At 62.4% G+C, this 26,021-nt stretch carries 24 protein-coding genes and 2 pseudogenes; 11 read left to right on the forward strand and 15 right to left on the reverse strand.

All coding sequences use genetic code 11. The features are described 5' to 3' along the window. Window positions 1-50 precede the first annotated feature (50 nt). The 4 genes from AACV02_RS14390 to AACV02_RS14405 all read left to right on the forward strand — a co-directional run bounded on the left by AACV02_RS14390 (window position 51) and on the right by AACV02_RS14405 (window position 3,061). Entirely contained in the window at window positions 51-494 is a 444-nt protein-coding gene (locus AACV02_RS14390) for an Lrp/AsnC family transcriptional regulator (RefSeq protein ID WP_119740513.1), read from the forward strand. A gap of 98 nt (window positions 495-592) precedes the next feature. Beyond that, the gene (locus tag AACV02_RS14395; RefSeq protein ID WP_119740515.1) at window positions 593-1,462 is read left to right on the forward strand and encodes an NmrA family NAD(P)-binding protein; all 870 of its coding nucleotides are present in this window, start codon (window positions 593-595) and stop codon (window positions 1,460-1,462) included. Continuing rightward, window positions 1,462-2,259, forward strand: a complete 798-nt coding sequence (locus tag AACV02_RS14400; protein ID WP_119740517.1) for an aldo/keto reductase — start codon at window positions 1,462-1,464, stop codon at window positions 2,257-2,259. The genes AACV02_RS14395 and AACV02_RS14400 overlap by 1 nt, the downstream gene beginning before the upstream one ends. 343 nt (window positions 2,260-2,602) lie before the next feature. Then, window positions 2,603-3,061: an REP-associated tyrosine transposase gene (locus tag AACV02_RS14405; RefSeq protein ID WP_119740519.1), complete on the forward strand. Its 459-nt coding sequence runs from the start codon at window positions 2,603-2,605 to the stop codon at window positions 3,059-3,061. Between the two features lie 283 nt (window positions 3,062-3,344). On the opposite strand, the gene xylB is transcribed toward AACV02_RS14405, so the two are convergent. From xylB to AACV02_RS14430, 5 genes are read right to left on the reverse strand one after another with little or no spacing between them, the layout of a single operon-like run. Further along, window positions 3,345-4,805: a xylulokinase gene (xylB, locus tag AACV02_RS14410; RefSeq protein WP_119740521.1), complete on the reverse strand. Its 1,461-nt coding sequence runs from the start codon at window positions 4,803-4,805 to the stop codon at window positions 3,345-3,347. Between the two features lie 7 nt (window positions 4,806-4,812). Further along, window positions 4,813-5,814, reverse strand: a complete 1,002-nt coding sequence (locus tag AACV02_RS14415) for a LacI family DNA-binding transcriptional regulator (RefSeq protein ID WP_119740836.1) — start codon at window positions 5,812-5,814, stop codon at window positions 4,813-4,815. Window positions 5,815-5,839: 25 nt separating this feature from the next. Further along, window positions 5,840-6,772 (reverse strand): ABC transporter substrate-binding protein, encoded by a 933-nt coding sequence (locus AACV02_RS14420; RefSeq protein WP_119740523.1) that lies wholly within the window; start codon window positions 6,770-6,772, stop codon window positions 5,840-5,842. Window positions 6,773-6,806: 34 nt separating this feature from the next. After that, window positions 6,807-7,799 carry an ABC transporter permease subunit gene (locus AACV02_RS14425; protein WP_106580384.1) on the reverse strand — a complete coding sequence of 331 codons (993 nt, stop codon included), beginning with the start codon at window positions 7,797-7,799 and terminating at the stop codon, window positions 6,807-6,809. Further along, window positions 7,792-9,324, reverse strand: coding sequence for a sugar ABC transporter ATP-binding protein (locus AACV02_RS14430; protein WP_119740526.1), 1,533 nt, complete (start codon window positions 9,322-9,324; stop codon window positions 7,792-7,794). The genes AACV02_RS14425 and AACV02_RS14430 overlap by 8 nt, the downstream gene beginning before the upstream one ends. Before the next feature lie 239 nt (window positions 9,325-9,563). Here AACV02_RS14430 and AACV02_RS14435 point away from each other — a divergent pair, with 239 nt between their 5' ends. The 4 genes from AACV02_RS14435 to AACV02_RS14450 all read left to right on the forward strand — a co-directional run bounded on the left by AACV02_RS14435 (window position 9,564) and on the right by AACV02_RS14450 (window position 14,180). Further along, entirely contained in the window at window positions 9,564-10,166 is a 603-nt protein-coding gene (locus AACV02_RS14435; protein WP_256680507.1) for a hypothetical protein, read from the forward strand. Window positions 10,167-11,199: 1,033 nt separating this feature from the next. Next, window positions 11,200-12,549: a sensor histidine kinase gene (locus tag AACV02_RS14440; protein ID WP_106578143.1), complete on the forward strand. Its 1,350-nt coding sequence runs from the start codon at window positions 11,200-11,202 to the stop codon at window positions 12,547-12,549. After that, on the forward strand, window positions 12,534-12,917 hold the full coding sequence (locus tag AACV02_RS14445; RefSeq protein WP_106578142.1) for a response regulator: 384 nt from the start codon (window positions 12,534-12,536) through the stop codon (window positions 12,915-12,917). The genes AACV02_RS14440 and AACV02_RS14445 overlap by 16 nt, the downstream gene beginning before the upstream one ends. Window positions 12,918-12,926: 9 nt before the next feature. Continuing rightward, complete coding sequence (locus tag AACV02_RS14450) at window positions 12,927-14,180, forward strand: EAL domain-containing response regulator (RefSeq protein ID WP_119740528.1); 1,254 nt, start codon at window positions 12,927-12,929, stop codon at window positions 14,178-14,180. Here the strand turns inward: AACV02_RS14450 and AACV02_RS14455 are convergent. After that, complete coding sequence (locus tag AACV02_RS14455; RefSeq protein ID WP_119740840.1) at window positions 14,154-15,011, reverse strand: LysR family transcriptional regulator; 858 nt, start codon at window positions 15,009-15,011, stop codon at window positions 14,154-14,156. The two genes, AACV02_RS14450 and AACV02_RS14455, sit on opposite strands and share 27 nt — an antisense overlap. Before the next feature lie 114 nt (window positions 15,012-15,125). Here AACV02_RS14455 and AACV02_RS14460 point away from each other — a divergent pair, with 114 nt between their 5' ends. Continuing rightward, window positions 15,126-15,830, forward strand: coding sequence for a haloacid dehalogenase type II (locus AACV02_RS14460; RefSeq protein ID WP_119740530.1), 705 nt, complete (start codon window positions 15,126-15,128; stop codon window positions 15,828-15,830). A 150-nt stretch (window positions 15,831-15,980) separates the two neighbouring features. On the opposite strand, the pseudogene AACV02_RS14465 reads toward AACV02_RS14460, so the two are convergent. Further along, window positions 15,981-16,966: pseudogene (locus AACV02_RS14465) on the reverse strand (succinylglutamate desuccinylase). 201 nt (window positions 16,967-17,167) lie between these two features. On the opposite strand from AACV02_RS14465, the pseudogene AACV02_RS14470 reads away from it, so the two are divergent. Further along, window positions 17,168-17,596: pseudogene (locus AACV02_RS14470) on the forward strand (TetR family transcriptional regulator C-terminal domain-containing protein); the annotation flags it as partial. Here AACV02_RS14470 and AACV02_RS14475 read toward each other — a convergent pair. From AACV02_RS14475 to AACV02_RS14510, 8 genes are all read right to left on the reverse strand, one after another. Then, on the reverse strand, window positions 17,552-18,550 hold the full coding sequence (locus AACV02_RS14475; RefSeq protein ID WP_119740534.1) for a DMT family transporter: 999 nt from the start codon (window positions 18,548-18,550) through the stop codon (window positions 17,552-17,554). The pseudogene AACV02_RS14470 and the gene AACV02_RS14475 overlap by 45 nt on opposite strands. Further along, window positions 18,547-19,245, reverse strand: a complete 699-nt coding sequence (locus tag AACV02_RS14480; RefSeq protein WP_119740536.1) for an ABC transporter permease — start codon at window positions 19,243-19,245, stop codon at window positions 18,547-18,549. Before AACV02_RS14480 ends, AACV02_RS14475 begins: the two co-directional genes overlap by 4 nt. Window positions 19,246-19,251: 6 nt before the next feature. Next, on the reverse strand, window positions 19,252-19,956 hold the full coding sequence (locus tag AACV02_RS14485) for an ABC transporter permease (protein WP_119740538.1): 705 nt from the start codon (window positions 19,954-19,956) through the stop codon (window positions 19,252-19,254). A 1-nt stretch (window position 19,957) separates the two neighbouring features. After that, the gene (locus tag AACV02_RS14490; RefSeq protein WP_164487937.1) at window positions 19,958-20,812 is read right to left on the reverse strand and encodes a transporter substrate-binding domain-containing protein; all 855 of its coding nucleotides are present in this window, start codon (window positions 20,810-20,812) and stop codon (window positions 19,958-19,960) included. A 23-nt stretch (window positions 20,813-20,835) separates the two neighbouring features. After that, window positions 20,836-22,830, reverse strand: coding sequence for an aminotransferase class I/II-fold pyridoxal phosphate-dependent enzyme (locus AACV02_RS14495; protein ID WP_119740540.1), 1,995 nt, complete (start codon window positions 22,828-22,830; stop codon window positions 20,836-20,838). A gap of 190 nt (window positions 22,831-23,020) precedes the next feature. Next, window positions 23,021-23,167: a hypothetical protein gene (locus AACV02_RS14500; protein ID WP_157986840.1), complete on the reverse strand. Its 147-nt coding sequence runs from the start codon at window positions 23,165-23,167 to the stop codon at window positions 23,021-23,023. Then, window positions 23,164-23,919: a CDP-diacylglycerol diphosphatase gene (locus AACV02_RS14505; RefSeq protein ID WP_119740542.1), complete on the reverse strand. Its 756-nt coding sequence runs from the start codon at window positions 23,917-23,919 to the stop codon at window positions 23,164-23,166. The genes AACV02_RS14500 and AACV02_RS14505 overlap by 4 nt, the downstream gene beginning before the upstream one ends. Before the next feature lie 63 nt (window positions 23,920-23,982). Then, window positions 23,983-24,966 carry an aldo/keto reductase gene (locus AACV02_RS14510; protein WP_119740544.1) on the reverse strand — a complete coding sequence of 328 codons (984 nt, stop codon included), beginning with the start codon at window positions 24,964-24,966 and terminating at the stop codon, window positions 23,983-23,985. Window positions 24,967-25,079: 113 nt separating this feature from the next. Between AACV02_RS14510 and AACV02_RS14515 the strand changes: the two genes are divergently transcribed. Next, window positions 25,080-26,006 (forward strand): LysR family transcriptional regulator, encoded by a 927-nt coding sequence (locus AACV02_RS14515; RefSeq protein ID WP_119740546.1) that lies wholly within the window; start codon window positions 25,080-25,082, stop codon window positions 26,004-26,006. Window positions 26,007-26,021 lie beyond the last annotated feature (15 nt).

Genomic DNA, 26,021 nt, shown 5'->3' on the forward strand with positions numbered 1-26,021 from the left:
ACTAAAGTAGGCAAAAACCCTCGATTACCTTTTTTAATTAGGCAGGCCGCATGATTGACTCTATCGACCAGCAACTGATCGCCGCCTTGATGGACGACTCGCGCCTGTCGCTCAAGGCGTTGGCGGGTATTACCGGGCTGTCTTCGCCCAGCGTGGGCGAACGTCTGCGCCGTTTGGAGGAGCGCGGCGTGCTGACCCATTACACCGTCGACATCGACCCCAAACACTTCGGCTATTTGCTGCAAGCCATCGTGCGTATCCGCCCATTGCCCGGCAAATTGCAGGAGGTGGAGCGTCAGATCCAGGCGATTCCCGAGTTCACCGAGTGCGACAAGGTCACGGGTGAAGACTGCTTTATCGCGCGCCTGCACGTGCGCACCATGGACCACCTCGACACCCTGCTGGACCGGATCAACGCCTATGCCGAAACCAACACCGCCATTGTCAAGAAAACCCCGGTCAAACGGCGTTTGCCACCCCTGGCCGATTCGTGATTGCACGTCACTAACGCAGTGACGTAATCGCTATTCTGTCATCGTCGGCCGAACTTTATGCTGGGCTCCACACATTGGAACCCACAGGGGTAAAGCGCATGTACGTAATCACTGGCATCACAGGCAAAGTCGGCGGCGCCCTGGCGCATAACCTCCTCAAGGCAGGTTTGCCGGTTCGCGCCGTCATTCGCGACGCCGGCAAAGCGGCATATTGGGCCGACCAGGGCTGCGAAATCGCGTTCGCCGCGATGGAAGATGCACAGGCGTTGACCGAAGCGTTCAAGGGCGCGACCGCCGTGTTCATCCTGCCGCCGCCGGGCTTCGATCCGCAGCCTGGGTTTCCTGAAGCGCGTGTGGTGATAGCGGCTGTCAGCCAAGCGCTCAAGGCCGCCGCGCCACAACGAGTCTTGTGCCTGTCGACCATCGGCGCGCAGGCCAAAGAGCTCAACCTGCTGACCCAGCGCACGCTGATGGAGCAGGCGCTGAGCGCCCTGGACATCCCCGTAACCTTCCTGCGCCCGGGCTGGTTCATGGAAAACGCCGCCTACGACGTCAGCAGTGCGCGTGACACCGGCGTGATCCACAGCTTCCTGCAACCGCTGGACAAGCGCATACCAATGGTTGCCACGGCCGACATCGGCACACTCGCCGCGCAGTTGTTGCAGCAAGACTGGGCCGGCCACCGCGTAGTCGAACTGGAAAGCCAATGGGTCAGCCCGAACGACATCGCCCAGACGCTGGCACAAGTGCTCGGCCGTGACGTGCGTGCCGACGTGGTTGAGCGCGATACCTGGGAGCCGTTGCTGCGTGGCCAAGGTGCACACAACCCACTGCCGCGCATGCGCATGGTCGATGGTTTCAACGAAGGCTGGATCTGTTTCGAGCACGATCAGGTGCTCAAGGGCACAACCTCCCTGCTCACGGTATTGCGCGAGCTGGCAGGTAAAACCGCGGAGTCGAATGCCTGATGAACCTGCCTGAATTGGGTTTCGGTACCTTCCGTATGCCCGGCGATGACTGCCGGGCGGTGGTCGAAAGTGCCCTGGCGCTGGGTTACCGGCATATCGACACCGCCGCCCTGTACGACAACGAAGCCGCCGTTGGCCAGGCCATCAGACACTCGGGCATCCCCCGCGACGAGGTGTTCCTGACCACCAAGGTCTGGCATGACCAGTTGGCGCCGGCCGCGCTGCAAAAAGCCTTTGAGCTGAGCCTCGGCAAGCTGGCGGTGGACTACGTCGATCTGTTCATGGTGCATTGGCCGGCTGTCGACATGGACCTGCCCGGCGTGATGAACGCTTTGTTGGCTCTGCGCGACAGTGGCCGCGTGAAACACATCGGTGTGTGCAACTTCAACATGCCGATGCTGCGCGAGGCGATCGATGTGCTGGGCACGCCGATTGCCGCGGTACAGGTGGAATACCACCCGTTCCTCGACCAGAGCCGCCTGCTCAATTACCTGCGCGGCAAACGCATCCCGGTGGTCGCGTATGCGCCGTTGGCACAGGGTCGCGCGGCCACTGACCCGGTACTCACACAGATCGGCGCCAAGCACGGCGCCAGCGCGGCGCAAGTCGCCCTGGCCTGGTTACGCCAACAAGGCGTGGCGGCGATTCCCAAAGCCCAGCGCCCGCAAAGCCAGCAAGCCAACCTCGATTCGCTGCACGTCACACTCGATGAGCAGGATATGCAAGCCATCGCGCGGTTGCCCAAAGACCAACGCTTTGTGCAGCCGCCGTTTGCACCGCAGTGGGATGCGCTGTAAGCCGATTGAGTGGCTGGTGGGCTAGCTGTAGTCAGTGGGCTTCCTGTGGCGAGCGGGCGGGTTGTGGCTAGCGGGCTTGCCCCGCGTTGGGGCGCGAAGCGGCCCTGAAACCTGACGACTCAATTCATCGGGAGAAACGCGGTGACTGTCCCGGGGCTGCTTCGCAGCCCAACGCGGGGCAAGCCCGCTCGCCACAGCCCGCACGCTCGCCACAGTAAGCCCGCTCACCACAAGCCCGCTTGCCACAAAAGGCCCGTGGAAATATGGGGACACGGAAGTCAACGCGGGTGTTCCGGCTGCGCTGCTAGCGTCACAGCTTCTTATCCATGCAAGGAGCAACGGATTGTCTCGTCAGCCCAACGCTCACCGATTACGCCGCGGTCGTTACTCAGAATCAGGGCGTGCTTATTTGGTTACCGTCGTCGTGCATCAGCGCCAACCCTTGTTCAACAGTTTTGAGCTGGGACGATTATTGGTAGCAGAATTCAAACGAACCCACGACGCGGGCCAAGTCAACTCACTGGCGTGGGTGATCATGCCGGATCACTTTCATTGGTTGTTCGAGCTGCATAACTCGACCCTGCCCGATGTGATGCGCCAGACCAAGTCGCGCAGTACGCTGAGTATCAATCGGGCCCGAGGCAGCCGGCAAAGATTCTGGCAGCGCGGCTATCACGACCGTGCTGTGCGGGCCGAGGAAGACACAAGGAAAATAGCTCGCTACGTGATCGCCAACCCTCTACGAGCCGGGCTGGTCGAGCACATTGGTGATTATCCGTTGTGGGACGCGGCCTGGTTGTAACGCTGCAGACTCACGTGGCAAGCGAGCCTCCTGGGGTAGATGGGATTTCTGTGGTGGACGGGCTTCCTGTGATGTACGGGCATCCTGAGGTGGACGGGCTTGCTGTGGCGAGCGGGCTTGCCCCGCGTTGGGGCGCGAAGCGGCCCTGAAATCTGACGACTCAATTCATTGGAAGAAACGCGGTGACTGTCCCGGGGCTGCTTCGCAGCCCAACGCGGGGCAAGCCCGCTCGCCACAGCCAGGCTGCTCGCCACAGCAAGCTCGCTCACCACGCGACGCCTGATCAGTCGTGCAGCGCCTTCGCCGCAACCAGTAACCCTTGGAACTTGCGATAGCGCGCCTCCAACACCGGCTGTTGCGTCGCATCAGGCCAATACCGCGCCTTGACCGGCATGCCCGCGTGCAACAGCGACGCGCCCTGCCCGATCGCTACAAACCCCAGCTTCGCCGCCCCAATACACGCGCTCAATTCGCTGCCCTGCAAGGTAAATATCTCGCGCTGGAGGATGTTCGCCAACAACTGCGCCCAGTACTCGCTGCGCGCGCCGCCGCCCACCAAAGCGCAGGCGCCGACGCTGGCGCCGGCCGATTGCACGGCGTGCAAGGCATCGAGCAAGCCAAACCCCACGCCTTCCATCACGGCGTAACCGAGCATCGCCGGGGTGCAATCGTGACCCAGGCTCATGAAACCGCCGCGCAGCAATGGGTCGTTGTGCGGCGTGCGTTCACCGGCCAGATAGGGCAAAAACAGAGGTGTGTCCAACGGTACCGGCAGCCCCATCGGCAACTGCGCCTGCACCTGGTCCAGTAGCGTTTGTTCGTCCGGCATACCGGTCAAGCGTGTCACCCAGCGCAGGCAACTGGCCCCGGCCAGCATGGCGCCCATGGTGTACCAGCGATCAGGCAGCGCGTGGCAGAAGCTGTGCACGGCGCTGGCCGGGTTGCCGGCGGCATGATCGGTAATGGCGACGATGGCCGCGCTGGTGCCCAGGGTGATGAAACCGTCACCAGCATTGATTGCGCCGATGCCGACGGCCGCCACCGGGTTATCGCCGCCGCCACCGGCAATCACCACGCCGGGCGACAAACCCAGCCCGCTCGCCGTCACGCAACCCGCCGGCGCACCGCCTTCCACCAGCCTGGGCATCTGCGCAGGCGCAAGCCCCGTGGCACGCAGCATCGGCGCGAACCATTCGCGCTGCGCCACGTCCAGCCACAGTGTGCCGGCCGCATCGGACATCTCGCTGATGCGCTCGCCACTCAGGCGTAAACGCAGGTAGTCCTTGGGCGAGAGCACGCAGTCAATGGCCTTGAACACCTCGGGTTCATGCTGCTGCAACCACAGCAGTTTCGGCGCGGTCAGCCCGGCCATGGGCAGGCTGCCGGTGACTTCGGCGAAGCCGGGCCCGAGCTGCTCAGCTTGGGCGACAGCACGCGAGTCGTCCCACAGGATCGCCGGGTACAACACTCGGTCGTCATCCCCGAGCAACACAGCGCCGTGCATCTGCCCGGACAACCCGATGCACACCACACGACTGAACGCCGCATGCGCACGCAACTGCTCAAGCGCCTGCAAACAGGCCTGCCACCAGTCTTGCGGGGCCTGTTCGGACCAGCCGCTGTGGCGTCGCGAGACACTCAAGCGCACACCGGCGTGGGCCAGCACGGCGCCGTCGACGTCCATCAGGATCGCCTTGAGTTCAGAGGTGCCCAAATCAATACCGAGGGAAACAGGACTGCTCATACGTGGGTCATTCCAATCCAATACAGCCACATGAATTACGGTATTGCAGGCTCGGCGCCAGGCGCACACTTTGCACCGGCGCGGCCGGCGAGGCCATGCGTTGCAGCAGCATCTGCACCGCGCGCGCGCCCAGCTCCTGGACCGGCTGGGCAATCAAGGTCAGGCGCGGCACGAAAAAATCCGCCCAGTCAAAATCATCAAAACCCACCAGCGCGATCTGCCCCGGCACATCGACCCGCGCGTCTCGCAGCGCGTGCATGGCGCCCAGCGTCATCAGGTTATTGCCCGCCATGATCGCCGTAGGCGGCGCACTCAGGGCCAGCAACTGCGCGGTCGCGACGCGCGCCGGCTGGCTGTTCGAGCCACCGTTGACCAGTAACTGCGGGTCAAACGCCACGCCTGCCGCCTGCAATGCGGCCCGGTAACCTGCCACGCGCTCATCGGTAGTGCCCAGCCCCGCGCGCCCGGCAATAAAGCCGATCCGGCGGTGCCCATGTTCAATCAAGTGCGCGACCAGGGCCTGGGTGGACTGGGTATTCTCCACCCCGATCTGGTCAAACTGCGTGCTCATCATGCGGTCCACCAGCACCGTGGGCATTTCATTCGCCTGCAAATACTCCAGGGCTCTGGAGTCGGTGGACGGAGCGAGCAAAATCCCATCGACCCGTCGATGATGCAACGCCGTGACCACTCGCAGCTCCTGCTCCGGGTCGTCGTGGGGGTCGACAAACAGCATCATGTAGCCGTGCTTGGCGCACTCGGTTTCAATCGCGTGCACGGTTTCGCTGAAGTAATGGTTGGACAGCGCCGAGATCGCCACGCCAATCGTGCTGGTGCTGGAACGGGCCAGCGAGCGCGCCAGGGTATTGGGGATGTAGCCCAAATCCTGAATCGCGCGCTGCACCGCTTGCACCGTGGCCTCGCTGACCTTGCGGGTGCCGTTCAACACGTGGGACACGGTCGACGTCGACACCCCCGCCCTGCTTGCCACGTCATCCATGGTGACCACGACGCTTTCCCCTTTGCTCAATGACTCAATGTTTACTCGACCAACCGCTGTACGTAGCCACGTTGTCGCGGGTGATCAGTTTTGGCGTGAGCAGGGTAACCGCTTCGGCCGGGGCCTTGTCATTGAGAATGTCGTTGCCCACGTTCACGGCGGTCTGGGCCATGGCCCAAGGGTCCTGGCTGGCCGAGGCCTGGATTTGCGTGTCGGTCTTCAGCGCGTTTTCGATGTCTGGCGCGCCGTCCACCGAGGTGATGAGGATGCCGCTGCGTTTAAGCTGCTTGGCCGCCAGGTCGCTGCCGATGGCTTGCGGGTCGTTGATTGCGAACAGGCCGTCGATTTTCGGGAAACGCGTGAGGTAACCCTGCATCACGTTCAGGCCACCTTCGCGCGAGCCCTTGCCGTCCTGGTCATCGGACAGCACCTTGATGTTTGGCGCACCGGCGAAGGCGGCCTTGCAGCCTTTGACGCGGTCGGTCACGGCGGTGACTTGCGGGCCATTCTGGATGATCACATTGCCCTTGGCGCCAAGCTTGTCCACCAGGAACTGGCACGCCAGTTTGCCGGCTTCGACGTTGTCGGTTTGCACGGTGGCGTTCACGCCCTTGGCGTCCACATCCACAGCCACCACGACAATACCGGCATCCCGGGCTTTCTTGATGGCCGAGGCCATGGCCGATGGGTCAACGGCGTTGAGCAGGATCAGGTCGACCTTGGACGAAATGAAGTTGTCGATCTGCGAGAACTGCTTGCTCAGGTCATAGTCGGCCGACACCGACGTCACTTTGACATTGGGGTTCAGCTCTTTGGCCCGCGCCGTGGCGCCATCGGCCAGGGTCACAAAATACGGGTTGCCGAGCGAGCCCATGCTGATGCCGAGGGCCTTGAGTTCGCGGGCTTCCACGGTGTGGGAGATCAGGGCAGCCAAGGCCATAACAGGAAAGAGGCGTTTGAAGTTCATGCGGGACTCTCTTGTGATTGTTGTTGGAGTGAAATCAGGTCCGTGCACCGGACTGGCGATAGCGATCCAGCGCCACCGCGCCGATGATCACAATCCCCTTGATGATGTACTGCCAGATATCCGATACACCCAGCAGCACCAGGCCGTTGGTGAGCACCGCGATAATCAGCGCTCCGATCAGCGTGCCGCCGATGGTGCCGACGCCGCCGGTAAAACTGGTGCCGCCAAGAATCACTGCAGCAATCGCGTCCAACTCATAGGATTGCCCCAGTTGCAGGCCATTGGCGGCGAACAGGCGCGAGGCGCTCATTACCGCGCCCAGCCCGGCCAGTGCGCCGGACATGGCGTAGACGAACAGCAACACTTTCCACACCTTGATCCCCGACAGCCGTGCTGCCTCGGGGTTGCCGCCCACCGAGTAGATCTGCACGCCCATGACGGTGCGGCGCAGAATGAACCACGACAGCGCCACCACCGCGACGGCAATGATCACCAGCCACGGCACGCCCAGCACCGAGTCATTGCCGATAAATGCAAACGGCAGGTCGGGGTTGAACACGGTTTTGTCATCCGCCAGCAACCGCGCCAGGCCGCGCATGGCGGTCAGTGCGCCCAGGGTGACGATAAACGGCGGCAGGCGCATGAAGGCGATCAGCCCGCCATTGACCAGCCCCAGCAACAGACCGAAACCGATGCCGGCAGCGATCCCGAACATGCCGAACTGTGGCGACATCGAGGCCTGCAACGCGACCACGGCGGACGCCGCGAGAATCGCGCCGACGGACAAGTCGATGCCCGCCGTCAGAATCACAAAGGTCATGCCTGCCGCCAGCACCACATTTACCGAAGCCTGCTGGGTGATGATCGACAGGTTCTGCACGGTGAGGAAGTTTTCACTGGCCAGGGCAAACCCCACCAACAGCAATATCAACACCGGCAGCATGCCGACCGTGCGCATCAGCTCGCGAACGCGCTCGGCCTTGCCGATAGGTGCGAGGGTCAATGTGTTGTTGTTTGAATCAGCCATGGGCAGCCACCTGATCGCCACCGGTGGCGAGGTCAATAATACGTTCCTGGGAAATGACGTGGCCGGATGCCCCGCCGACTTCGGCCACCAACTGGCCTTCGCGCATGATCAACACGCGGTCGCACGTGCCGATGATTTCCGGCAACTCACTGGAGATCACCACAATGCCAACGCCGGCCAGCGCCAGTTGATTGATGATGCGGTAGATCTCGGACTTGGAGCCGATGTCCACGCCCCGCGTTGGTTCGTCGAGGATCAGCACATGCGGCTTGACCTCCAGCAGCCGCGCCAACAGCACTTTCTGCTGGTTGCCGCCGCTCAAGGCGCCGACATTGACCTTGCCCGACGCCACCCGGATCGACAGCGATTTGATCGCATCATTGGCGCGCTGCCAGCCGTGGCCGCGGTCCAGCACGCCGCCTGTGTGCGCGTCCGGCACACAGGCGCAGACGTTGATGTTGTCGGCCACGCTCATGTCGAGGAACAGGCCCTGGGCCTTGCGGTCTTCGGTGAGGTACACCACGCCGGCGCGGATCGCATCAGCCGGGTTGCGCAGTTGGGTCACGGTCTTGCCCACCACTTCAAGTGTGCCGCTGGTGCGCGGGTCGGCAGCAAAGATCAGCCGCGCCAGTTCGGTGCGCCCTGCCCCGACCAGCCCGGCAATGCCCAATACCTCACCGGCATGCAGGTCGAAACTGCAGGTGCGCACGCGCTTGCCGTCGGCCATGTCACGCACGCGCATCACCACGTTGCCGGGGTTATAGGCGGCGTGTTCCTTCTTGTAGAACCCGGAAAGATCGCGGCCGACCATCATTTTTACCAGCACCTCGGCCGACAACGCTTCGCGCGTCAGCTCGCCGATGTACTGGCCGTCGCGCAGCACCGAAACCCGGTCCGACAACTCGTAGATCTCGGCCATGCGGTGGCTGATGTAGATAATCGCCAGGCCCTGGCTGCGCAGCTGTTTGATCAAGGCAAACAGGCGGTCGGTCTCACGCGATGACAGCGGCGTGGTCGGCTCGTCCATCACCAGGATCCTGGCGTGGGCATGCAGGGCGCGGGCGATTTCCACCAGTTGGCGCTCGGCAATCGACAGGCTGCTCACCGGTGTGGTGGGTTTGAACTCGGCGCCCAGGCGTTGCAGCACCTCGACGCAGCCGGCTTGCATGCCCTTGCGGTCGATGGTCCAGCCGCGCCGCAGTTCGCGGCCCAGGTAGATGTTCTCGGCCACGCTCAGGTTGGGGCACAGGCTCAGTTCCTGGTAGATCACGGCGATGCCGAGGGTCTTGGCGGTGGCGGGGTCGAAGGTGGCGACGGGCTGGCCGTCGATGCGGATTTCACCGCCGGGATCGGCCTGGTAGGCGCCGGAGAGGATTTTCATCAGGGTGGATTTGCCGGCCCCGTTCTCCCCCATCAACGCGTGGATTTCACCGGGGTAGACCTTCAGGCCGACATTCTTGAGCACGCGCAAACCGTTGAAGGTTTTGCTGATGCCCTGCATCTCAAGCAAGGGTTCAAGGCTCATGGATGAGCTCCTGGCATTATTATTTTTGTAGTCGAGTGCTGCCGACTCTAGTCCAGTTACATTTCCTTACGCAAGCGCTTGCGTGCGCCGTTTATCGATTGATTAAACGTTTCACCAAGTGCACAAGCGCGAATTGCGCATGCCGGCGCGATGCATGAAATGAAATTTATACGCCAGCGGAATAAAACCCCGCGCCCGTCCGTTCTGCCAGCAGTCATTGGAAGAAATCAGGATGCGTCATGACCTCCAACGCAAGCGTTGTCGTTTACATCTGGTATCCCCACGGGGCTGATGTTGGCCATGCCGCGATGTACATCGGCGACCCGGTGATCGGCAAGATGATCGAAGTGCGATACGACCGTTACCGCAACGACGGCGAACGTGATCGCGACCGCGCCTTTATCGAGCAATTCAACACCAGCTACGTCAGCTGGTGGCCCGAAGGCAGAGCCGCCTTGACCGGCAAGCAGCGCCAGGAGCGCAACCTGTTCCTGGAGTCCGACATCAGCGCCGAAGGCTGCCGACCGCATGTGGTCTATACCGTTTGCGGTCTGAACCTGCAGGCCATGCAGGCCGAGTGGTTCAACATTCGCAACAAGCCCAACGCGCATTACCAGATGCTGCGCAAGAGCTGCTCCACCGTGGTACTGCGAGTGCTCAAGGCCGGTGGCGCGCTGAACACGCTGTCGGCAGCCAAACGCGCGTGGTTTTCCAACAACCTCTACGTTACGCCGAAAAACGTCGCGCAAATCTGTAATGAACTGCGCGACGCAGGGCTGGCGACCAAAGCTAAAAGCCAGAACTGCCCGGAAAAAGGCTCGTTCATGTTCGGGCTTCGGTAGGTTTCCTGGTGCCGGCGCCTGACCCGCTTGTCTGTGGGAGCTGGCTTGCCTGCGATGGCGTCAACTGGCTGTGCCTGATGGACCGAGGCGCCTGCATCGCAGGCAAGCCAGCTCCCACAGACAAGCAAAAGCACTGCGGTGTTGGCAGTTGAACTCGGTCAACTTGTGGGAGCGGGCTTGCTCGCGAAGGCGGTGGGTCAGTCAACTCATGTGTAGCTGACACGCCGCCTTCGCGAGCAAGCCCGCTCCCACATTTGGATCGCAGTGCATCAGATAGAGGTGCGTTGCTGTGCTCTTGATCTGCTTTTGCTTCTACCACTCAGGTCGGCTACTAGGCCGCCGTGCTTTGCTTTTGATCTTGATCTGACAGGCCCCGTTAACCACGCTGGCCGAACGCAGGCTTGAATCCGTGGGTAACCCGGCAGGACGCCGGGTTAGCCGCGTTGGGCCATGGATGGCCCGTCGCGGCGGCCCACGGATTCAAGCCGGAGTGAGGGCACACCGAGCCCAAGCGAGGGGCCGAGTGGTGGGGCAAAGACCTTTTGGTTACTTTTGGGGCGTTTGCCAAAAGTGACCCGCTGTAAGAGCGGAACCCTAAGTGGCCGTGACCGCAGCAACGGATATGCCCCCCCGCTCAACCAACCGCTCCCCATAAATACAGAACCTCCACCGACGCTATTCAAGAGGACGACCAAACCCCCTGCCCCCACCCATTTCGGTGGCAAAGGCCATCCCCCCTGAACTTCCGCAAAACCCCACCCATCTACCCCATCCCCCTGCAAACACCAGCCAACAGTGCCGATACCCACAACCTAACTCATCACTACACCCAACGCACAGCCAACATTAATCCATCCATTTGAGTGCCAAAACCCACCACGCCAAAGCCGCCAACCATCAAAACGCCATAATCTCTGCTATCGTCCAAAGACCTCATCTCCTCCTCGTCGCCCTCGTGCGATCTTCAGTGAGCATGCTCTGCGCCATCGGCTATCAACGTTGGCGGGCCTGAAGTTCATGGAACGCCACCGCGATGGATAAAAACCCGACCGAACGACCCCTCGAACCGCAATCGCGGGCCGAAAAAATCGTCGAATTCAAACGCCAGAAAACCCTGCTCAAGACCGGCGCCCTGCAAGACGCGATCTTCAACAGCGCGTATTTTTCAAGCATCGCCACCGACGAAAAAGGCGTGATCCAGATCTTCAACGTCGGCGCCGAACGCATGCTCGGTTACGCCGCCGACGACGTACTGAACCGCATTACCCCCGCCGACATTTCCGACCCCGCCGAACTCATCACCCGCGCCGCCGCCCTCAGCCTGGAGCTCGACACACCGATCACGCCAGGCTTCGAAGCCCTGGTGTTCAAAGCCTCGCGCGGCATCGAAGACATTTACGAGTTGACCTACATCCGCAAGGACGGCAGTCGCCTGTCGGCCATGGTCTCGGTGACGGCCCTGCGCAACCGCCACGACACCATCATCGGCTACTTGCTGATCGGCACCGACAACACCGCGCGCAAGCAGGAAGAAGCCGAGCGCAAAGGTTTCGAACGCGCCCTGGAAGAAAAGAACCTGGAACTGGAACACGCCAACCACATGAAGTCCGAGTTTCTCGCCACCATGTCCCACGAATTGCGCACGCCGCTGAACGCGGTGATCGGCTTCTCCGAGGCGCTCAAGGATGGCCTGGTCGGCGACATGAGCGAGGTGCAGCGTGAATACATTGGCGATATCTTCACCAGCGGCCAGCACTTGCTGTCGCTGATCAACGACATTCTCGACCTGTCCAAGGTCGAGGCCGGGATGATGGACCTGGAGCTTGAGGCCGTGGAGCTCGCCGGCTTGCTGGCCAACAGTCTGTTGATCGTGCGCGAAAAAGCCGCCCTGCAACGCATCCAGTTGAAGCTGGAAAGCGAGGGCGATTTCGGCACCCTGGAACTGGACCTGCGCAAGACCAAGCAGATCATCTACAACCTGCTGGCCAATGCGGTGAAGTTCAGCGAACACGGCGCCTCCGTGACCCTGGCGGTGCGCGAGGTCAGTCGCGCCCAGGTCGGACAGATCCCTGGCGACTGGCCGACCCATGGCTTCGCCCTGCAGCCCAGCCCTCACGCGCAGTTCCTCGAACTGAGCGTCAGCGACACCGGCATCGGCATTGCCAAGGACGACATGAGCAAGCTCTTCAAGGCGTTCAGCCAGATCGACAGCAGCCTGGCGCGTAAATTTGAAGGCACGGGTTTGGGGCTGGCGATGGTCAAGCAATTGACCGACCTGCATGGCGGCAGCGTCGCCGTCGCCAGCCGCGTGGGCCTTGGCACCCGCTTTGTGGTGTGGCTGCCTCTGCATCGCGCCCCGGAGGCTGCATGGCCGAAATCCTGATCGTCGAAGACAACGAGGCGAACATGCGCCTGGCTCGGTTGTTGCTGGTCAATGCCGGTCACAGCGTGTTGTGGGCGGCGGATGCAGAAACCGGCTTGACGCTGGCGCGGGAAAAACAGCCGGCGCTGATCCTGATGGATATCCAGTTGCCGGGCATGGACGGCCTCGCCGCCACCCGACTGCTCAAGCAAGACCCCGGCACCGCGCATATTCCGGTGATCGCCCTGACCGCCATGGCCATGAAGGAAGACCGCGAAAAGACCCGACTGGCCGGCTGCGACGCCTACATCATCAAGCCGCTGCGCTACAAAGAGCTGTACCAGACCATCGACACTTTGCTGCAACCACACATCAGCCCTCTCCTGTGAGTCCTCTCCATGGCCAGCCAACCCGCAACGCTACTGATCGTTGATGATGAACCCCAGGTTCGCAAGCTGCTGGAAACCCTGCTGCAACACGAGGGCTACCAGACCCTGAGTGCCAGCAGCGGTGAGGAAGCCTTGCAGTTGGTGGCGCAGCAACCGCCCGACCTGATCCTGCTGGACATCATGATGCCGGGCATGGACGGTTACGAGGTGGCCAGCCACTTGAAGGGCGACGAAGCCACGGCGAGTATCCCGATCATCATGTTGTCGGCCCTCAGCGAGCCCAGCGCGCGCGTCAGCGGGCTGCAAACCGGCGCCGAAGAGTTCATCAGCAAACCGGTGGAGCGTGTCGAGTTGTGGCTGCGGGTGCGCAACCTGCTGCGGCTCAAGGAGCGCGGCGATCATTTGAAAGTCCACAACCTGATGCTCGAACAGCAACTGCAGCGGCAAACGGGAGAGCCGGCGGGCATGAGCGTGCACGACCTGGCGCGCCAGGACCTGGAAAACGCCCTGCGCCGGGCGGTCGAAACCAATGCGTTCAGCGTGCATTACCAACCCAAGGTCGAGCTGGCCGGCGGCCAGATATGCGCACTCGAAGCCCTGCTGCGCTGGGAGCGCCCAGGCTATGGCGCGGTTTCACCGGCGATATTTGTGCCCATACTTGAGAGCCTGGGCTTGATCGTGCCGGTGGGGCGCTGGGTGATTGACACGGTTTGCCAGCAAATCGCCGTGTGGCAACGCGGCCTGATTGGCGCCGTAGAGGTTTCAGTCAACGTCTCCGGTCATCAGTTGATCGAGGGCGACCTGATTGCCGATATCGAGCGCACCCTGAGGCAAAACGGGGTGGCGCCGCACTGGCTGGAGGTTGAACTGACCGAAGGCTCATTGATGGAAAACACCCAGCACACCATTGCCAGCCTGCAACGGCTGCGCACGATGGGCGTGAAAATCTCCATCGATGACTTCGGCACCGGCTATTCAAGCCTGGCGTATCTGCGCCGGTTTCCCATCGACACGTTGAAGATCGACATCGCGTTTATTCGCGAAGTCACCACCAACCCGCAAGACGCGGCCATCACCCGCACGATCATTGAACTGGCCCATAGCCTGAGCCTGCAAGTGGTCGCCGAAGGTGTCGAAACCCAGGATCAGCTGGCATTTTTGAAAGCCGCCGGCTGTGATCAGATTCAAGGGTACTTGTTCAGCCGGCCATTGCCCGCCATCACGCTGGAACGCCTGCTACTGGAGCGACTGCCGAGGCTCTGAAATCTCTTCACGCAAACACTCGATCAGCCCGCGGTGTGTCGCACTCAATCGCCCCGCGCCACTGACCAGCGCCAGCTCCGAAGGCGCCACGGGCGGCAGTTGCGTGCAGATTCGATGGCTGGCCAGCACGGCGCTGTTGGGCAGGATGCTGACGCCCAGCTCGGACGTCACCGCCGCCTGGATGCCAGTCAGGCTATGGCTGCCGAACGCCACGCGCCAACTGCGTCGAGCCTTGTCCAGGGTGCGGATGGCGCGTTGGCGGTAGATACAGCCTTGGGGGAATAATGCCAGCGGCAAGGTCTCGGCCTGCAGGTCCTGGCCCGCGCCGCACACCCACACCAGCGGCTCCGGCCAACTGGCATGGCACTCGCCGCTGCCGGGCTCGCGCTTGATCAGGGCGATGTCGATCTCGCCGTTTTCCAACTGGCGACGCAAGTCGGTGCTCATGCCGCTGACCGTTTGCAGCCGCGCTTCAGGGTAAGTGCGCACAAACCCCGAGAGCATCGAGGCCATGCGCGTGGCGTCAAAATCTTCGGGTACACCCAGGCGCACCGGCACCACGCTGGCCTCGGTACTCAGCGCCTCGCGGGCTTCGCGCGACAAATTCAGCAGCCGGCGCGCGTAGTGGGTCAGCAACTCGCCATGCTCGGTGGGGCTGACCTGCTGGCCGGAGCGGTCACGCACCAACAGCACCTGGCCGGCGCTTTCTTCAAGCTTGCGAATCTGCTGACTGACCGTGGATTGAGTGCGGTGCACGCGCTCCGCGGCGCGGGTAAAACTGCCTTCGTCCACCACGCAGACCAGGGTGTGCAGCAGCTCGAGATCAAACATGGCGGCGACCTTCATATCGGATATTCAACTGTGTAGCAGAGGTTAATTTAATTTCCAACTGACCGCCACGTTTCCTAAGCTGCCAGGGTCACTCACTTTCCGCACAGGTGCCCCATGCCCCTTGAGAATACCCCTCGCCCGCTCTGGTTGACCTTTGACTGCTACGGCACGCTGATCCAGTGGGATGAAGGCCTGCGCGCCGCGATCGATAAAATCCTCGACGAAAAAGGTGATCATCAGGTCGACCGGGATACCTTGCTCAGCGCCTACGACCATCACGAACACACCCTGGAACAGACGCCACCGCATCGCAGCTTTCGCACGCTGGCAGGCTTGAGCATGCAGTTGGCGCTGAACGCGCTGGGATTGCCGGCCAATGAGCACGACGGCACCCTCCTCACCGACAGCATCAGCGCGATGCCGCCATTTCCTGAGGTTGTGGGGACGCTCCAGCAGCTTAAAGCGATGGGGTTCAAGTTGTGCATTGTCTCCAATACCGACGATGACGTGATTGCCGGCAATGTTGCGCAGTTGGGCGGCGCGATTGATCGAGTGATCACTGCGCAGCAGGCAGGCGCCTACAAGCCCGATCGCCGTCTGTTCGACTACGCCCACGAGCAGTTGGGCGTGAACCTCGACCAGGTCGTGCATATCTGCGCCAGCCCGCACCTGGACCACGCGGCCGCGCGGGATATCGGCTTTCGGTGTGTATGGATCGACCGTGGCACCGGCCGCCAGTTGCTGCGGGACTACACGCCTGATGCGATTTTGCCGACGCTTGACCGCGTGCCTGAGCTGTTCACGTCCGTGGGGTGGTGAGGCCTATCGAAATCACCCGACGCGCCACGATCCAACGGTGGGAGCGGGCTTGCCCGCGAAGGCGCAGTGTCATTCACTGAATCGGTCAGCTGATACGCCTTCTTCGCGAGCAAGCCTGCTGCCACATTGGGGGCGTGTACAGGCAGCACTTTATGGGTCCAGCACCCCGCCGCTGTAGCTGTCGGATAGACGCGTGCCCGTAAATTTGGCGACGACCGAACCTTGCGCCACCAGGCGCTCGCGGTGGCGGGTCACCATGCGCCCGGCTTGCGCGGCGTGCAGTATTACCTCCGACGTCGGCTCACCGGGCCTTGCGATGATCCGAGCGAAACGCTGGCCTTCCTCGACCTCATCGCCGAGTGCTTTTTCGAACACCAGTACACCGGCACAGGGCGCCAGAAGGGTCTCCATGCAGCCCATGTCCACCACTTCTCCCTGCCATTCGTTGATGGCCGCCACTTCATCGATCACGCCATTGATGCACAGCCACGCCCATAAGCCATCGGCGTCCTGCCGCGCCAGCGCATCGCTGACATCAGCCTGGCCGCGCAATTCGACAGTCGCCGCCAACTGTGGCGCCGCGTGGTTGATGAGGGTTTCTTCAAAGGAGCCATCCCCGCCGTCATCCCAGACGATCACCACGTCCACCTGCAACGCCGCCGCCAGCGCCAGGCCTTGCTCCGGCCAGAAACGCCGATGGATGTAGAGGTAAGGCAGCGCCTCATCATCGGTGTGCAGGTCCAGCACCAGGTCGGCGTCGGCGGCTAACTGCACCAGGCTCTTTTGCCACTGCGCCAGGTTGGTCGCCGGACGCTCCATGGCCAATGAGTGGTCGAAAGCGCGGTTGAAGTTCTGCCCGGTGGCGTCGTGAAAGCGCCCCAGCAGCCGGCCCTGACGAAATTGGCCGATGCCGAACGGGTTCGCCTGGGGCACAACAGTAACAGTGCCGCGCAGCCGCCCTTGAGCCTGGCAGGCCTGCAAACGCGGGAGCAACTGGTGCAGCACATTTCATCGGCGTGCACGCCCGCCTGCAAGTGCACCCTGGGCCCGCTGCCGTCGCCTTCGAAACGCCAGGCGCCGATGTGCAGCGGGTTGCCTGCATCGCCCTGAACCTGCCACGAAAGGTCATTTGCCATGCCTTGCCCTCCTCTCATCATTTGATCGCTAGAGATTGAACACGTGTTCAACTAACCTGAGCGCTCTGGTCATCAACCCAAGGCACTCCCGTGACTGTCGACCCTCCCAAACTGCGCCGTGCCGACCCCGACGAACGCCGGGACTTGCTGATCGCCGCCACACTCACCAGCCTCGCACGCGACGGTCACGCAGGCATTTCCGTGCGCCGGATCGCGGCCCAGGCCGGGGTATCCGTGGGCCTGCTCAACCACCATTTCGGCAGCATCGATGCGCTGATCGCCGAGACCTACCACAAGCTGGCCAGTGAGCTGACCAGTGCCCTATGGGCGCAAGTCGAGCAGGCCGAAGGCGCCGCCGCACGGCTGGATGCGTTTCTCAGCGCGTCCTTTTCGCCACGGGTGATGGACCCCGACCTGCTCGGCGTGTGGGTGGTGTTCTGGAGCCTGATCCGCCACTCGCCCCATGTGAACCAGTCCCACGAAAACAGCTACCGCGCCTACCTGGCGCTGATCCAGCAACTGCTCAACGACCTGGCCCGCAGCGAAAACCTGGTGATCCACGACAGCCACCTGGCTGCCATCGGCCTATCGGCGATGCTTGACGGGCTCTGGCTCGAGGGGTGCCTCAACCCCGGCACGTTCAGCCCCGCCAACGGCTTGCACATCTGCCGCTGCTGGGTACAGGGGTTGCGTCACGGCGCATTCGGCGCCGACCACGTCCTGTGATTCAGGGTGGCGCGCGCTGAGCATCGCCAAGGTGCCGCTGAGCGCAATCAGCACCGCACCGATGATCAGCGACACATCCATCGAGGTGCCCCAGATCAGGCTCGACAACACAAACGCCCAGATCAACCCGGTGTACTCGAACGGCGCGAGCAAGGTCGCGGTGGCGCGGCGGAAACTCGCAAACAGCAGGAATTGGCCAACGCCGCCGACCAGCCCTGCCGCCAGCATGCCCAGCCACGCGGGTGTCGGCGCCGGGGTGTGGGTCCACGGCAAGGTCACGCCCATGCACACCACGAACACCGCATTGGTGATCAGCATCTGCTCGAGTACCGAGGTAGTCGGGTCGACCTGGCGCAGCTGGATATAAGTGAACGCCCAGCACAAGGCGGCCGCCAGGGTCAGCGCGATGGGCAGCGGGTCAACCATGTGGCTGGGACGACAGGCAATCACCACGCCGACGAAGCCGATGAGCAGCGAAACCCATTGGCCACGGCTGGCGCGCTCCTTGAGGATCAGCGCTGCGAGCAGCGTGACCATGATCGGAGCGGAGAAATACAGGGTGGTCATTTCCGCCAGGGTCAGGTCTTTGGCGGCGGTGTAATACAGCACCCACGCCAGCAATGACAACAGGCCGCGAATGATCAGCAGCTGGCGACTGGCCGAAGTCCACGCCCGGCGCAACAGGCCCATGCGCCCGGCGATCACACACGCCCCCACCACCACCAGGCTGCGCCAGAACAGAATGCTGAATACCGAATAATCAGCCACCAGCCATTTGATCACGGCGTCCTGCAACGCCAGGAACGCGTAGGCCAATGAGCACAAGGCAATGCCTTGCAGCGCGCGGTTCTGCTTCATCCTGCCGACCTGCGCAGCGGCGTGCCGCGCCGTTCGGCGATGGCGTAGACGCCTTCGATGAGGAAGGTCAGGCACAGGTAGACACCGGCCACCAGCAGCAGCGGTTGATAAATCTGCAAGGTCTGCGCGCGTACCACGTTGGCCGCGCCCAGCAGGTCGACCACGGCAATCGTCGAAGCAAGCGCAGTGGACTTGAGCAACATCACCGTCTCCCCGGCCAGGGTCGGCAGCAGCAGCCGCATCGCGCGTGGCAACCGCACCCGCAGCAACGCCTGGCGTGTGGTCATGCCAAAGGCAGACGCGGCCTCCATCTCGCCCTTGGGCACGGCCAGCAGGCCGCCGCGGATCACTTCGCCCACATAAGCGCCCATCGACAGCACCAGGGCGAACACGATGTACCAATAGCCGTCGCGCAGAAACGGCCACAGGAAACTGCTGCGCACCATCGGGAACTGCGCAAACAGGCTGCCCAGCCCGTAGTAAAAAATGTAGATCTGGATCAACAGCGGTGTGCCCCGCAGCACGCTGGTGTACGCCAGCGCACCCCGGGCCAGCCACTTGCGCTTGGACAAGCGCGCCAACGCCACCAGCACCGCCAGGGCGAAGCCGAGCACTGCCGAGATCGCCAGCAGCGACAAAGTCGTCTGCAACCCCTTGGCGATCAGCCCCGCGTAATAGCTTATCCACTCAGGCATGGCGACTCACTCGACAACCGGCATCCAGCGACGAATACGTCGCTCCAGGCGCCCGGACAGGTAGTTGGAAGCCAGCGTCACCAGGTAATACAAGGCGGCGGCCGTGAGGTAGAACAGCAAATACTGACGGGTGGAACCGGCCGCCTGCTTGGCCGTGTACAGCAGCTCGTTGGTGCCGACCACGCTGATCAAGGCGCTGTCCTTGATCAGGTTGATCCACAGGTTGGACATGCCGGCCAAGGCGTACGGCGCCATGATCGGCAAGGTCACCCGGCGGAACAGGCCAAACCCGCTCAGGCCAAACGCCCGCGCCGCCTCGATCTGGCCGTGGGGAATGGCCAGGATGGCCGCGCGGAATATCTCTGAGGCATAGGCGCCCTGCACCAGCCCCAGCACCAGGATCGCCACCAGCGCGCCGCTGATGTTTACCTGTTCGAAACCCAGCCATAGCATCAGCGCGTTCAGGCCCATGGAACCTGCGTAGTACAGCAGCAGAATCAGCAGCAGTTCCGGCACCGCACGAAACACGGTGGTGTAACCGCGCATCAGCTGTGCAACCGGGCGTGGCGCGCTGAGCTTGGCGCAGGCCACCACCAGGCCGATCAGCAACCCCACCGCGAAGGCGCCGGCGGAGATTTGCAGGGTCATCCATAACCCTTTGAGCAGCGCGTTGCCCCACCCTTGTTCGCCAAAGCTGAGAAGGTCGAGCATCTTATTCGGTCTTCTGCGCGATGGGCGGGTACGGGCTGTCGCAGGTCTTGCTCACAAACGCCGGAGTCTCGCCGCGTTTGCACGGGCTGACCGACAGGCCGAAGTAATGCTGGGCCAGGTCGTCATAGTCCTTGCTCACCAGCAGCTCGCCGATCGCCTTGTCGAGACGGGCCTTGAGCGCGGTGTCTTCCTTGCGCAAGCCCGCACCCACGCCACGGCCGATGATCGGGTCGTAGGGCACGCTGGCGATATGCGCCAGGCCGCTGGCTTCGGGGGTCTTGACCATCATCGCGATGGCCGTGTCGTCGGCCATCATGTAGTCGATGCGCCCGGCGATCAGGTCGGCGTTGGCCGATTCCTGAGTGTCGTAGTACTTAAGGTCGGCGATGTTCTCGTAGTACTTTTTCAAATAATTGGCGCTGACGGTGGAGATCTGCACGCCGATCAGCTTGCCCTTGAGGCCTTCAGGCGTGATATCCACCGTCGCGCCCTTGGGCCCTGCCACGCCCAGCAGCGAATCGTAGTAGGCACGGCTGAAGGCGATCTGTTTTTCACGCTCGTCGGTAACCGACATCGAGGAGAAAATCACGTCGATTTTCTTCGCCAGCAGCGACGGGATGATGCCATCCCAGGCCACTTCCTTGATCTGGCACTCGGCTTTCATGCCTTCACAGAGTTTGTGGATCAGGTCCACTTCAAAGCCGGACCACTCCCCGTTGCCGCCTTTGACGGTAAACGGTGGATAGGGTTCTGCCGCCACCGCGAACACGATGGGTTTCTCTGCGGCCTGGATAAACCCGGCGGCCACCATCAACACTGCACTGCTCAACCACGTTGCCATGCGTCTGGATTTCATGATTTGCCCCGTCTTTTTTGGCGTTAGCGAGTTTGATGCGCGTTGACGAACTGTCGACAACGTTCACTGCGTGGGTCGATAAACACCGAGTCCGGCGAGCCGGTTTCCTCGATCATGCCTTGGTGCAAAAAAGCCACTTTGGAGGACACATCCCGGGCGAAGGCCATTTCATGGGTGACCAGGATCATGGTGCGGCCTTCTTCGGCCAGCGAGCGGATAACGCGCAGCACTTCGCCCACCAGTTCCGGGTCGAGGGCCGAGGTGGGTTCGTCAAACAGCATGACTTTGGGGCGCATGGCCAACGCGCGGGCAATCGCCACGCGTTGTTGCTGGCCACCCGAGAGAAACGCCGGGTATTCGTTGCGCTTGGCGGCAAGGCCGACGCGGTCGAGCAAGGCTTCGGCGCGCTCGATGGCCTCCGCGCGGCTTTCGCGCAGCACCTGGATGGGCGCCTCGATGAGGTTTTCCAGCACTGTGCGATGGGGCCACAGGTTGAAGTTCTGGAACACCATGCCCAAGGTCGAGCGGATGCGCACCAACTGCTTGGCATCGGCCACCAGTGGCGCGCCGGGAAGACCGTAATTCAATTTGATGCTTTCGCCATCGACATGAATGCTGCCCTGGTCGGGCACCTCGAGCATGTTGATGCAGCGCAGCAAGGTGCTTTTGCCCGAGCCGCTGGCGCCGATCAGCGAGATCACCTCGCCTTCGTGGGCCGTGAGGGAAATACCTTTGAGCACCTCGATATTGCCGAAGCGCTTATGCAGGTCGACGACTTCGATCATCGTTCTGGCTTGCGCCGGCTGCGCCACTTCGGGGGTCGGTGCGGCGGCGATACGCGGTTCAGCGACCCGCCTGGCGACAAACCCGGCGATGCGTCGGCAGGCCTCGGCAAGGCGTTCTTCACCCAGGGTGAAGGACAAGCGCACAAACCCTTGGGCCGGCTCACCAAAGGCGGCGGCATCGAGCACCGACACGCCCGCCTCGCGGAACAGCCGCCAGGCAAAATCCAATGACCCCAAGCCCGTGCCGCGCACGTCCACCAGCACAAACATGCCGGCTTGCGGTGCCTGCACCTTGATGCCCGGGCAGGCACTGAGGCCTGCCACCACCAGATCGCGGCGGCGACGGTAGATTTCGCGCATGCCCACCGTCACCTCGTCATGGGCCAACACCGCCGCCGTGGCGGCTTCCATCACAAAGCCCGGCAAGCCATAGAGCATGCTCAGCACCAGGGTTTCGGCGTGCACGATCATCTGCGGGGCGGCGATGATCCAACCGATCCGCCAGCCGGTCATGGCGTGGGATTTGGACAAACTGCCGATCACGATGCAGCGCTCGGCCATGCCCGGCAACGCGGCAAGGCTGTGGTACTCGCCGTCGAACACCAGGCTTTCGTAGACCTCATCGACCACCACCCACAGGTCGTGGGCGATGGCCAGATCGGCAATGGCTTGCAGCTCTTGCGGGTTCAGCACCACACCCGTGGGGTTGTTCGGGTTGGAGAAAAACAGCGCCCGGGTCCGAGGCGTGATCGCAGCGCCGAGCCGTTGCGCATCCAGGCGAAACCCGGACTCCGGCGAACACGGCACGCGTGTAAGCGTGGCGCCGCTGGCCTTGAGCGTGGCTTCGTAGGTGACGTACATCGGGTCGAGCACCAGCACTTCATCACCGGCTTGCAGCAGGCACAGCGAACTGATGAACAACGCGTTCTGCGCGCCGGGCACGATGATGACGTTTTCGGCGCTCAACGGGCGGGACAAGGTCTTGCTGTAGCGCGCGGCAATCGCGTTGCGCAGCGCTGTACGGCCGGGGATTTCGGTGTAGTGAGTGTCGCCCTCGCGCAAGGCGCTGACGGCGGCGTCGGTGATGAATGACGGGGTGGCGAAGTCAGGGTCGCCGACGCTGAGAATGATGACGTCTTCGCCCTGGCTTGCGGCGTTGAACGCGGCGTGATGGATGTCCCAGGCGGCTACGCCCTGCCCTGCAATTCGTTCAACGAAGGGGGAAAACCGCATGCCAGAGCCTCTCGTTCAAGAAGAAAGCGCGAACCCGTGCAGGTGCAAACGGGTGGATGCGGTCAACATAGTGCAAACTGAACAGTCGTTCAATGGGTAGGTTCAGGCGGGTGTCGTTTATCGGTTAAAGAGGTCGCGAATGAAGTGACCGGGTGTAGGTCGCCCAGTATTAGGCCGGTTCAAATGCAGCTCAGCGCGTGTTCAAACCCATGCGGGTACTGGCGTTGCCCAGGCGCACACCGCTGCCGTATGGGATCGCCGCAGGGGCGACAGCGACGAGCAGGAACAGCGAGGGCAACACCGTCAAGCGCAGGCAGGCAGGTCCGAAAGGGGTCAATGTGCATTCATCAAGTCACAGCGATAGTCCTGCAGCTCACCGGCCGACCCCAGGTTGAGTTCGGTCAACGCCAGGTGCGTGGTCAGCAATACCAGGCTGCCATCGGCGCGCGGTGTCATCAGCAGGCTGTACTGGCTCATGGCGTCGCCTTGGGCCTCGACATACTCACGCAGCAGGGCCAGCGGGTCCAGCGTATCGGCGTCCGCCGCCGTCAGCGTGCGGGCGCTGTAGGTGTGCCCCTTCAGGCGCGTCGGCAGCACCTGCCACTGCGCGGTGAGGTCGTTACTGTGCCGGTTCAGCGCGGCAAACACCTCCGGGCGCAGGCAGGCGATGTGCACGTGCAACTGGTTTTGCGAGCGGCCGTAACGTGAGTTGATCGCCACCGAGAGAAACGCGTCCGGAATCGGCTGTTGCAAGCCGTCGGACAACACACTGCGATGCCGCCAGGCCTGGGCAAAGTAATGCGGCAGCAACTGTCGACCCAGCGCAGGGTCTTCAATGCCGGTGACCTTATCGACCGGAATCAACACATCATGCAGCGGGCCATTGCGGTCTTTGAACAGCGTGTAGCCACGGTCCAGGTCCACCGCCAGGCACGGGCTGGGGTTTTGCTGCTGTTGCTGATGGGGCACGCATTGCTGGCTGACGATATGCCATAAAGCATCGGGGTTGCCCCGCCACTGCCAGGCGCCGACCAGCGCAAGCACACACAGCAAACCACCAGCGATCTTGAATACGGTACCGCGCTTCATGCAAAAAACCTCAACGTACGGGGATGTCAGTTATTTTTCTCGCTGACCTCCCTGTCGCTAGGGCTAACGTTTAGCTGGGGCCATAAATTCCGGGCCAATCGGATCTTTTATCGTGCTGGCGAGAATACGGTCGATATGTGTCAAGTCGCCGGCGCTCAGGTGCCAGCCGAATGCCTCGTCGAAGCCCTTCAACTGCTCCGGCCGACGGGCACCCCACAGCGCGATGGTTGGGCCCTGGTCCAATACCCAACGCAGTGCCAGGGCCAGTACGGATTTGCCATGGCATTCGCGGGCATACACGTCCAGTGCCGCCACCGCCGCCAGGTACTGCTCGAAACGCGGCGCCCTGAACTTGGGGTCGAGATTGCGTACGTCGTCGCCCGCAAAGCGGGTGGCCGAATGCATATTGCCGGCCAGCAACCCTCGGCACAGCGGGCCATAAGCCAACACCACCAGCGAGTGTCGCTTGGCATACGGCAGGATGTCGCTGTCAATGGCGCGCTCGAACACGTTGTACGGCGGTTGCACCGTGGCCAGGGCCGTGTGACGACTGAACTCGTCCAACTGCGCACTCGAGTAGTTGCTCACGCCCACCGCCAGTATCTTGCCTTCACGGCGCAGGCGCTCCAGCGCCTCGGCGGTTTCCTGCTGGGCCACCAGCGGGTCGGGCCAGTGCACCTGATACAGGTCGATGTAGTCGGTCTCCAGGCGTCGCAATGAATCCTCGACCTCTTTGCGAATGCGCTCGGCCGTGGCATTGCGGCGCGGGGTGCCGTCTTCCCACTGCAGCCCGGCTTTGGTAGCGATGACCGCCGAGTGACGTACGCCGCGCAAGGCTTTGCCGATCAGCTCCTCGGACAGCCCAAAGCCATACACCGGGGCGGTGTCGATCAGGTTGATGCCGCAGTTCAAGGCATGGCGCAGGGTCCTGATCGACTGTTCGTCATCCGCGCCGCCCCACAAGTGTCCGCCCATGGACCAGGTGCCAAGGGCAATCCGCGAGACCGGCTTGTCTATGCCAGAAATCCGGATGGTCTCGATGCGCATAAAAAAATACCCCTGCCCACAACATTGCTTAGAAAAGCAATTACTCTAGATCATCCGAGGTTGAATAGGGCTCAACGCCGCATGCAACCGAACTCCCATAAAAGAGGCTTGAAATGGCTGCTTTCAATCGTTCCGAACTGGCCGACCTGAATGTGTTCATGGCGATCATCCGCCGTCGCAGTTTCCGCCATGCCGCCCACGAACTGGGGGTGACCACGTCGGCGTTGAGCCACACCATGCGCAACCTGGAAACCCGCCTTGGGGTCAAGTTGCTGTACCGCACCAGCCGCGCCGTGGAGCCCACCGACGCCGGCACCCTGCTCGCCGAAAAGCTCAGCCTGGGTTTTGCCACGATCCAGGACGGCCTCGACACCCTCGAGCTGTACCGTGAAGCGCCGATTGGCCGCCTGCGTCTCAATGTGCCCAGGGATGCCGCGGTGCTGCTGTTGGCGCCGATCCTCGGCGACTTCGCCACCGCCTACCCGCAACTGCGCCTGGACCTGATCGTGCAGGACGCGATGATCGACATCATTGCCGAAGGCTACGACGCCGGTATCCGGTATGGCGCGACCGTGCCACAAGACATGGTCGCGGTGCCGCTGACCGGCCCGTTGCGCTGGATCGTGGTCGCCTCCCCTGCCTACCTCGCACGTCACGGGACGCCACAGGTTCCCAAAGACCTGCTGCAACACGCGTGCATCCGCATGTACCTGGGAGACAAGACCACTTACAAATGGGAACTGGGCAACGGCCCGCGTCAACAGCGCATCGACGTGCCTGGCCATTTCAGCGCAGCCGACACTGAAACCATCGTCAATGCCGCGCTGCAAGGTGTGGGCATTGCCTACTGCCTGTCCAACCGCGTGCAACAGGAACTCGCCGACGGCCGTCTGGTGGAAGTGATGCCCGACTGGGCCTGCCTGGGCGAACCGTTGTGCATGTACTACGCCAGCCGCCGGCAATCGCAGCCAGGGTTGCGCCAGTTGATGGACATGATTCGGCTCAACACCATCGGCTCGCAATTAATGCAAAGGCCTTAAGCCTGTAAGGGGTGT

It is taken from the genome of Pseudomonas sp. Larv2_ips, assembly GCF_963879675.1.
Taxonomy (GTDB): Bacteria; Pseudomonadota; Gammaproteobacteria; order Pseudomonadales; family Pseudomonadaceae; genus Aquipseudomonas.

Coding starts and splice junctions, on each gene's coding strand:
- AACV02_RS14495 (WP_119740540.1), bottom strand. CDS start 22,830: ATGCGGTTTTCCCCCTTCGTTGAACGAATTGCAGGGCAGGGCGTAGCC.
- AACV02_RS14515 (WP_119740546.1), top strand. CDS start 25,080: ATGGCTGCTTTCAATCGTTCCGAACTGGCCGACCTGAATGTGTTCATG.
- AACV02_RS14440 (WP_106578143.1), top strand. CDS start 11,200: ATGGATAAAAACCCGACCGAACGACCCCTCGAACCGCAATCGCGGGCC.
- AACV02_RS14420 (WP_119740523.1), bottom strand. CDS start 6,772: ATGAACTTCAAACGCCTCTTTCCTGTTATGGCCTTGGCTGCCCTGATC.
- AACV02_RS14485 (WP_119740538.1), bottom strand. CDS start 19,956: ATGCTCGACCTTCTCAGCTTTGGCGAACAAGGGTGGGGCAACGCGCTG.
- AACV02_RS14460 (WP_119740530.1), top strand. CDS start 15,126: ATGCCCCTTGAGAATACCCCTCGCCCGCTCTGGTTGACCTTTGACTGC.
- xylB (WP_119740521.1), bottom strand. CDS start 4,805: ATGAGCAGTCCTGTTTCCCTCGGTATTGATTTGGGCACCTCTGAACTC.
- AACV02_RS14430 (WP_119740526.1), bottom strand. CDS start 9,324: ATGAGCCTTGAACCCTTGCTTGAGATGCAGGGCATCAGCAAAACCTTC.
- AACV02_RS14445 (WP_106578142.1), top strand. CDS start 12,534: ATGGCCGAAATCCTGATCGTCGAAGACAACGAGGCGAACATGCGCCTG.
- AACV02_RS14505 (WP_119740542.1), bottom strand. CDS start 23,919: ATGAAGCGCGGTACCGTATTCAAGATCGCTGGTGGTTTGCTGTGTGTG.
- AACV02_RS14450 (WP_119740528.1), top strand. CDS start 12,927: ATGGCCAGCCAACCCGCAACGCTACTGATCGTTGATGATGAACCCCAG.
- AACV02_RS14510 (WP_119740544.1), bottom strand. CDS start 24,966: ATGCGCATCGAGACCATCCGGATTTCTGGCATAGACAAGCCGGTCTCG.
- AACV02_RS14475 (WP_119740534.1), bottom strand. CDS start 18,550: ATGAAGCAGAACCGCGCGCTGCAAGGCATTGCCTTGTGCTCATTGGCC.
- AACV02_RS14455 (WP_119740840.1), bottom strand. CDS start 15,011: ATGTTTGATCTCGAGCTGCTGCACACCCTGGTCTGCGTGGTGGACGAA.
- AACV02_RS14490 (WP_164487937.1), bottom strand. CDS start 20,812: ATGAAATCCAGACGCATGGCAACGTGGTTGAGCAGTGCAGTGTTGATG.
- AACV02_RS14425 (WP_106580384.1), bottom strand. CDS start 7,799: ATGGCTGATTCAAACAACAACACATTGACCCTCGCACCTATCGGCAAG.
- AACV02_RS14480 (WP_119740536.1), bottom strand. CDS start 19,245: ATGCCTGAGTGGATAAGCTATTACGCGGGGCTGATCGCCAAGGGGTTG.
- AACV02_RS14395 (WP_119740515.1), top strand. CDS start 593: ATGTACGTAATCACTGGCATCACAGGCAAAGTCGGCGGCGCCCTGGCG.
- AACV02_RS14390 (WP_119740513.1), top strand. CDS start 51: ATGATTGACTCTATCGACCAGCAACTGATCGCCGCCTTGATGGACGAC.
- AACV02_RS14400 (WP_119740517.1), top strand. CDS start 1,462: ATGAACCTGCCTGAATTGGGTTTCGGTACCTTCCGTATGCCCGGCGAT.
- AACV02_RS14435 (WP_256680507.1), top strand. CDS start 9,564: ATGACCTCCAACGCAAGCGTTGTCGTTTACATCTGGTATCCCCACGGG.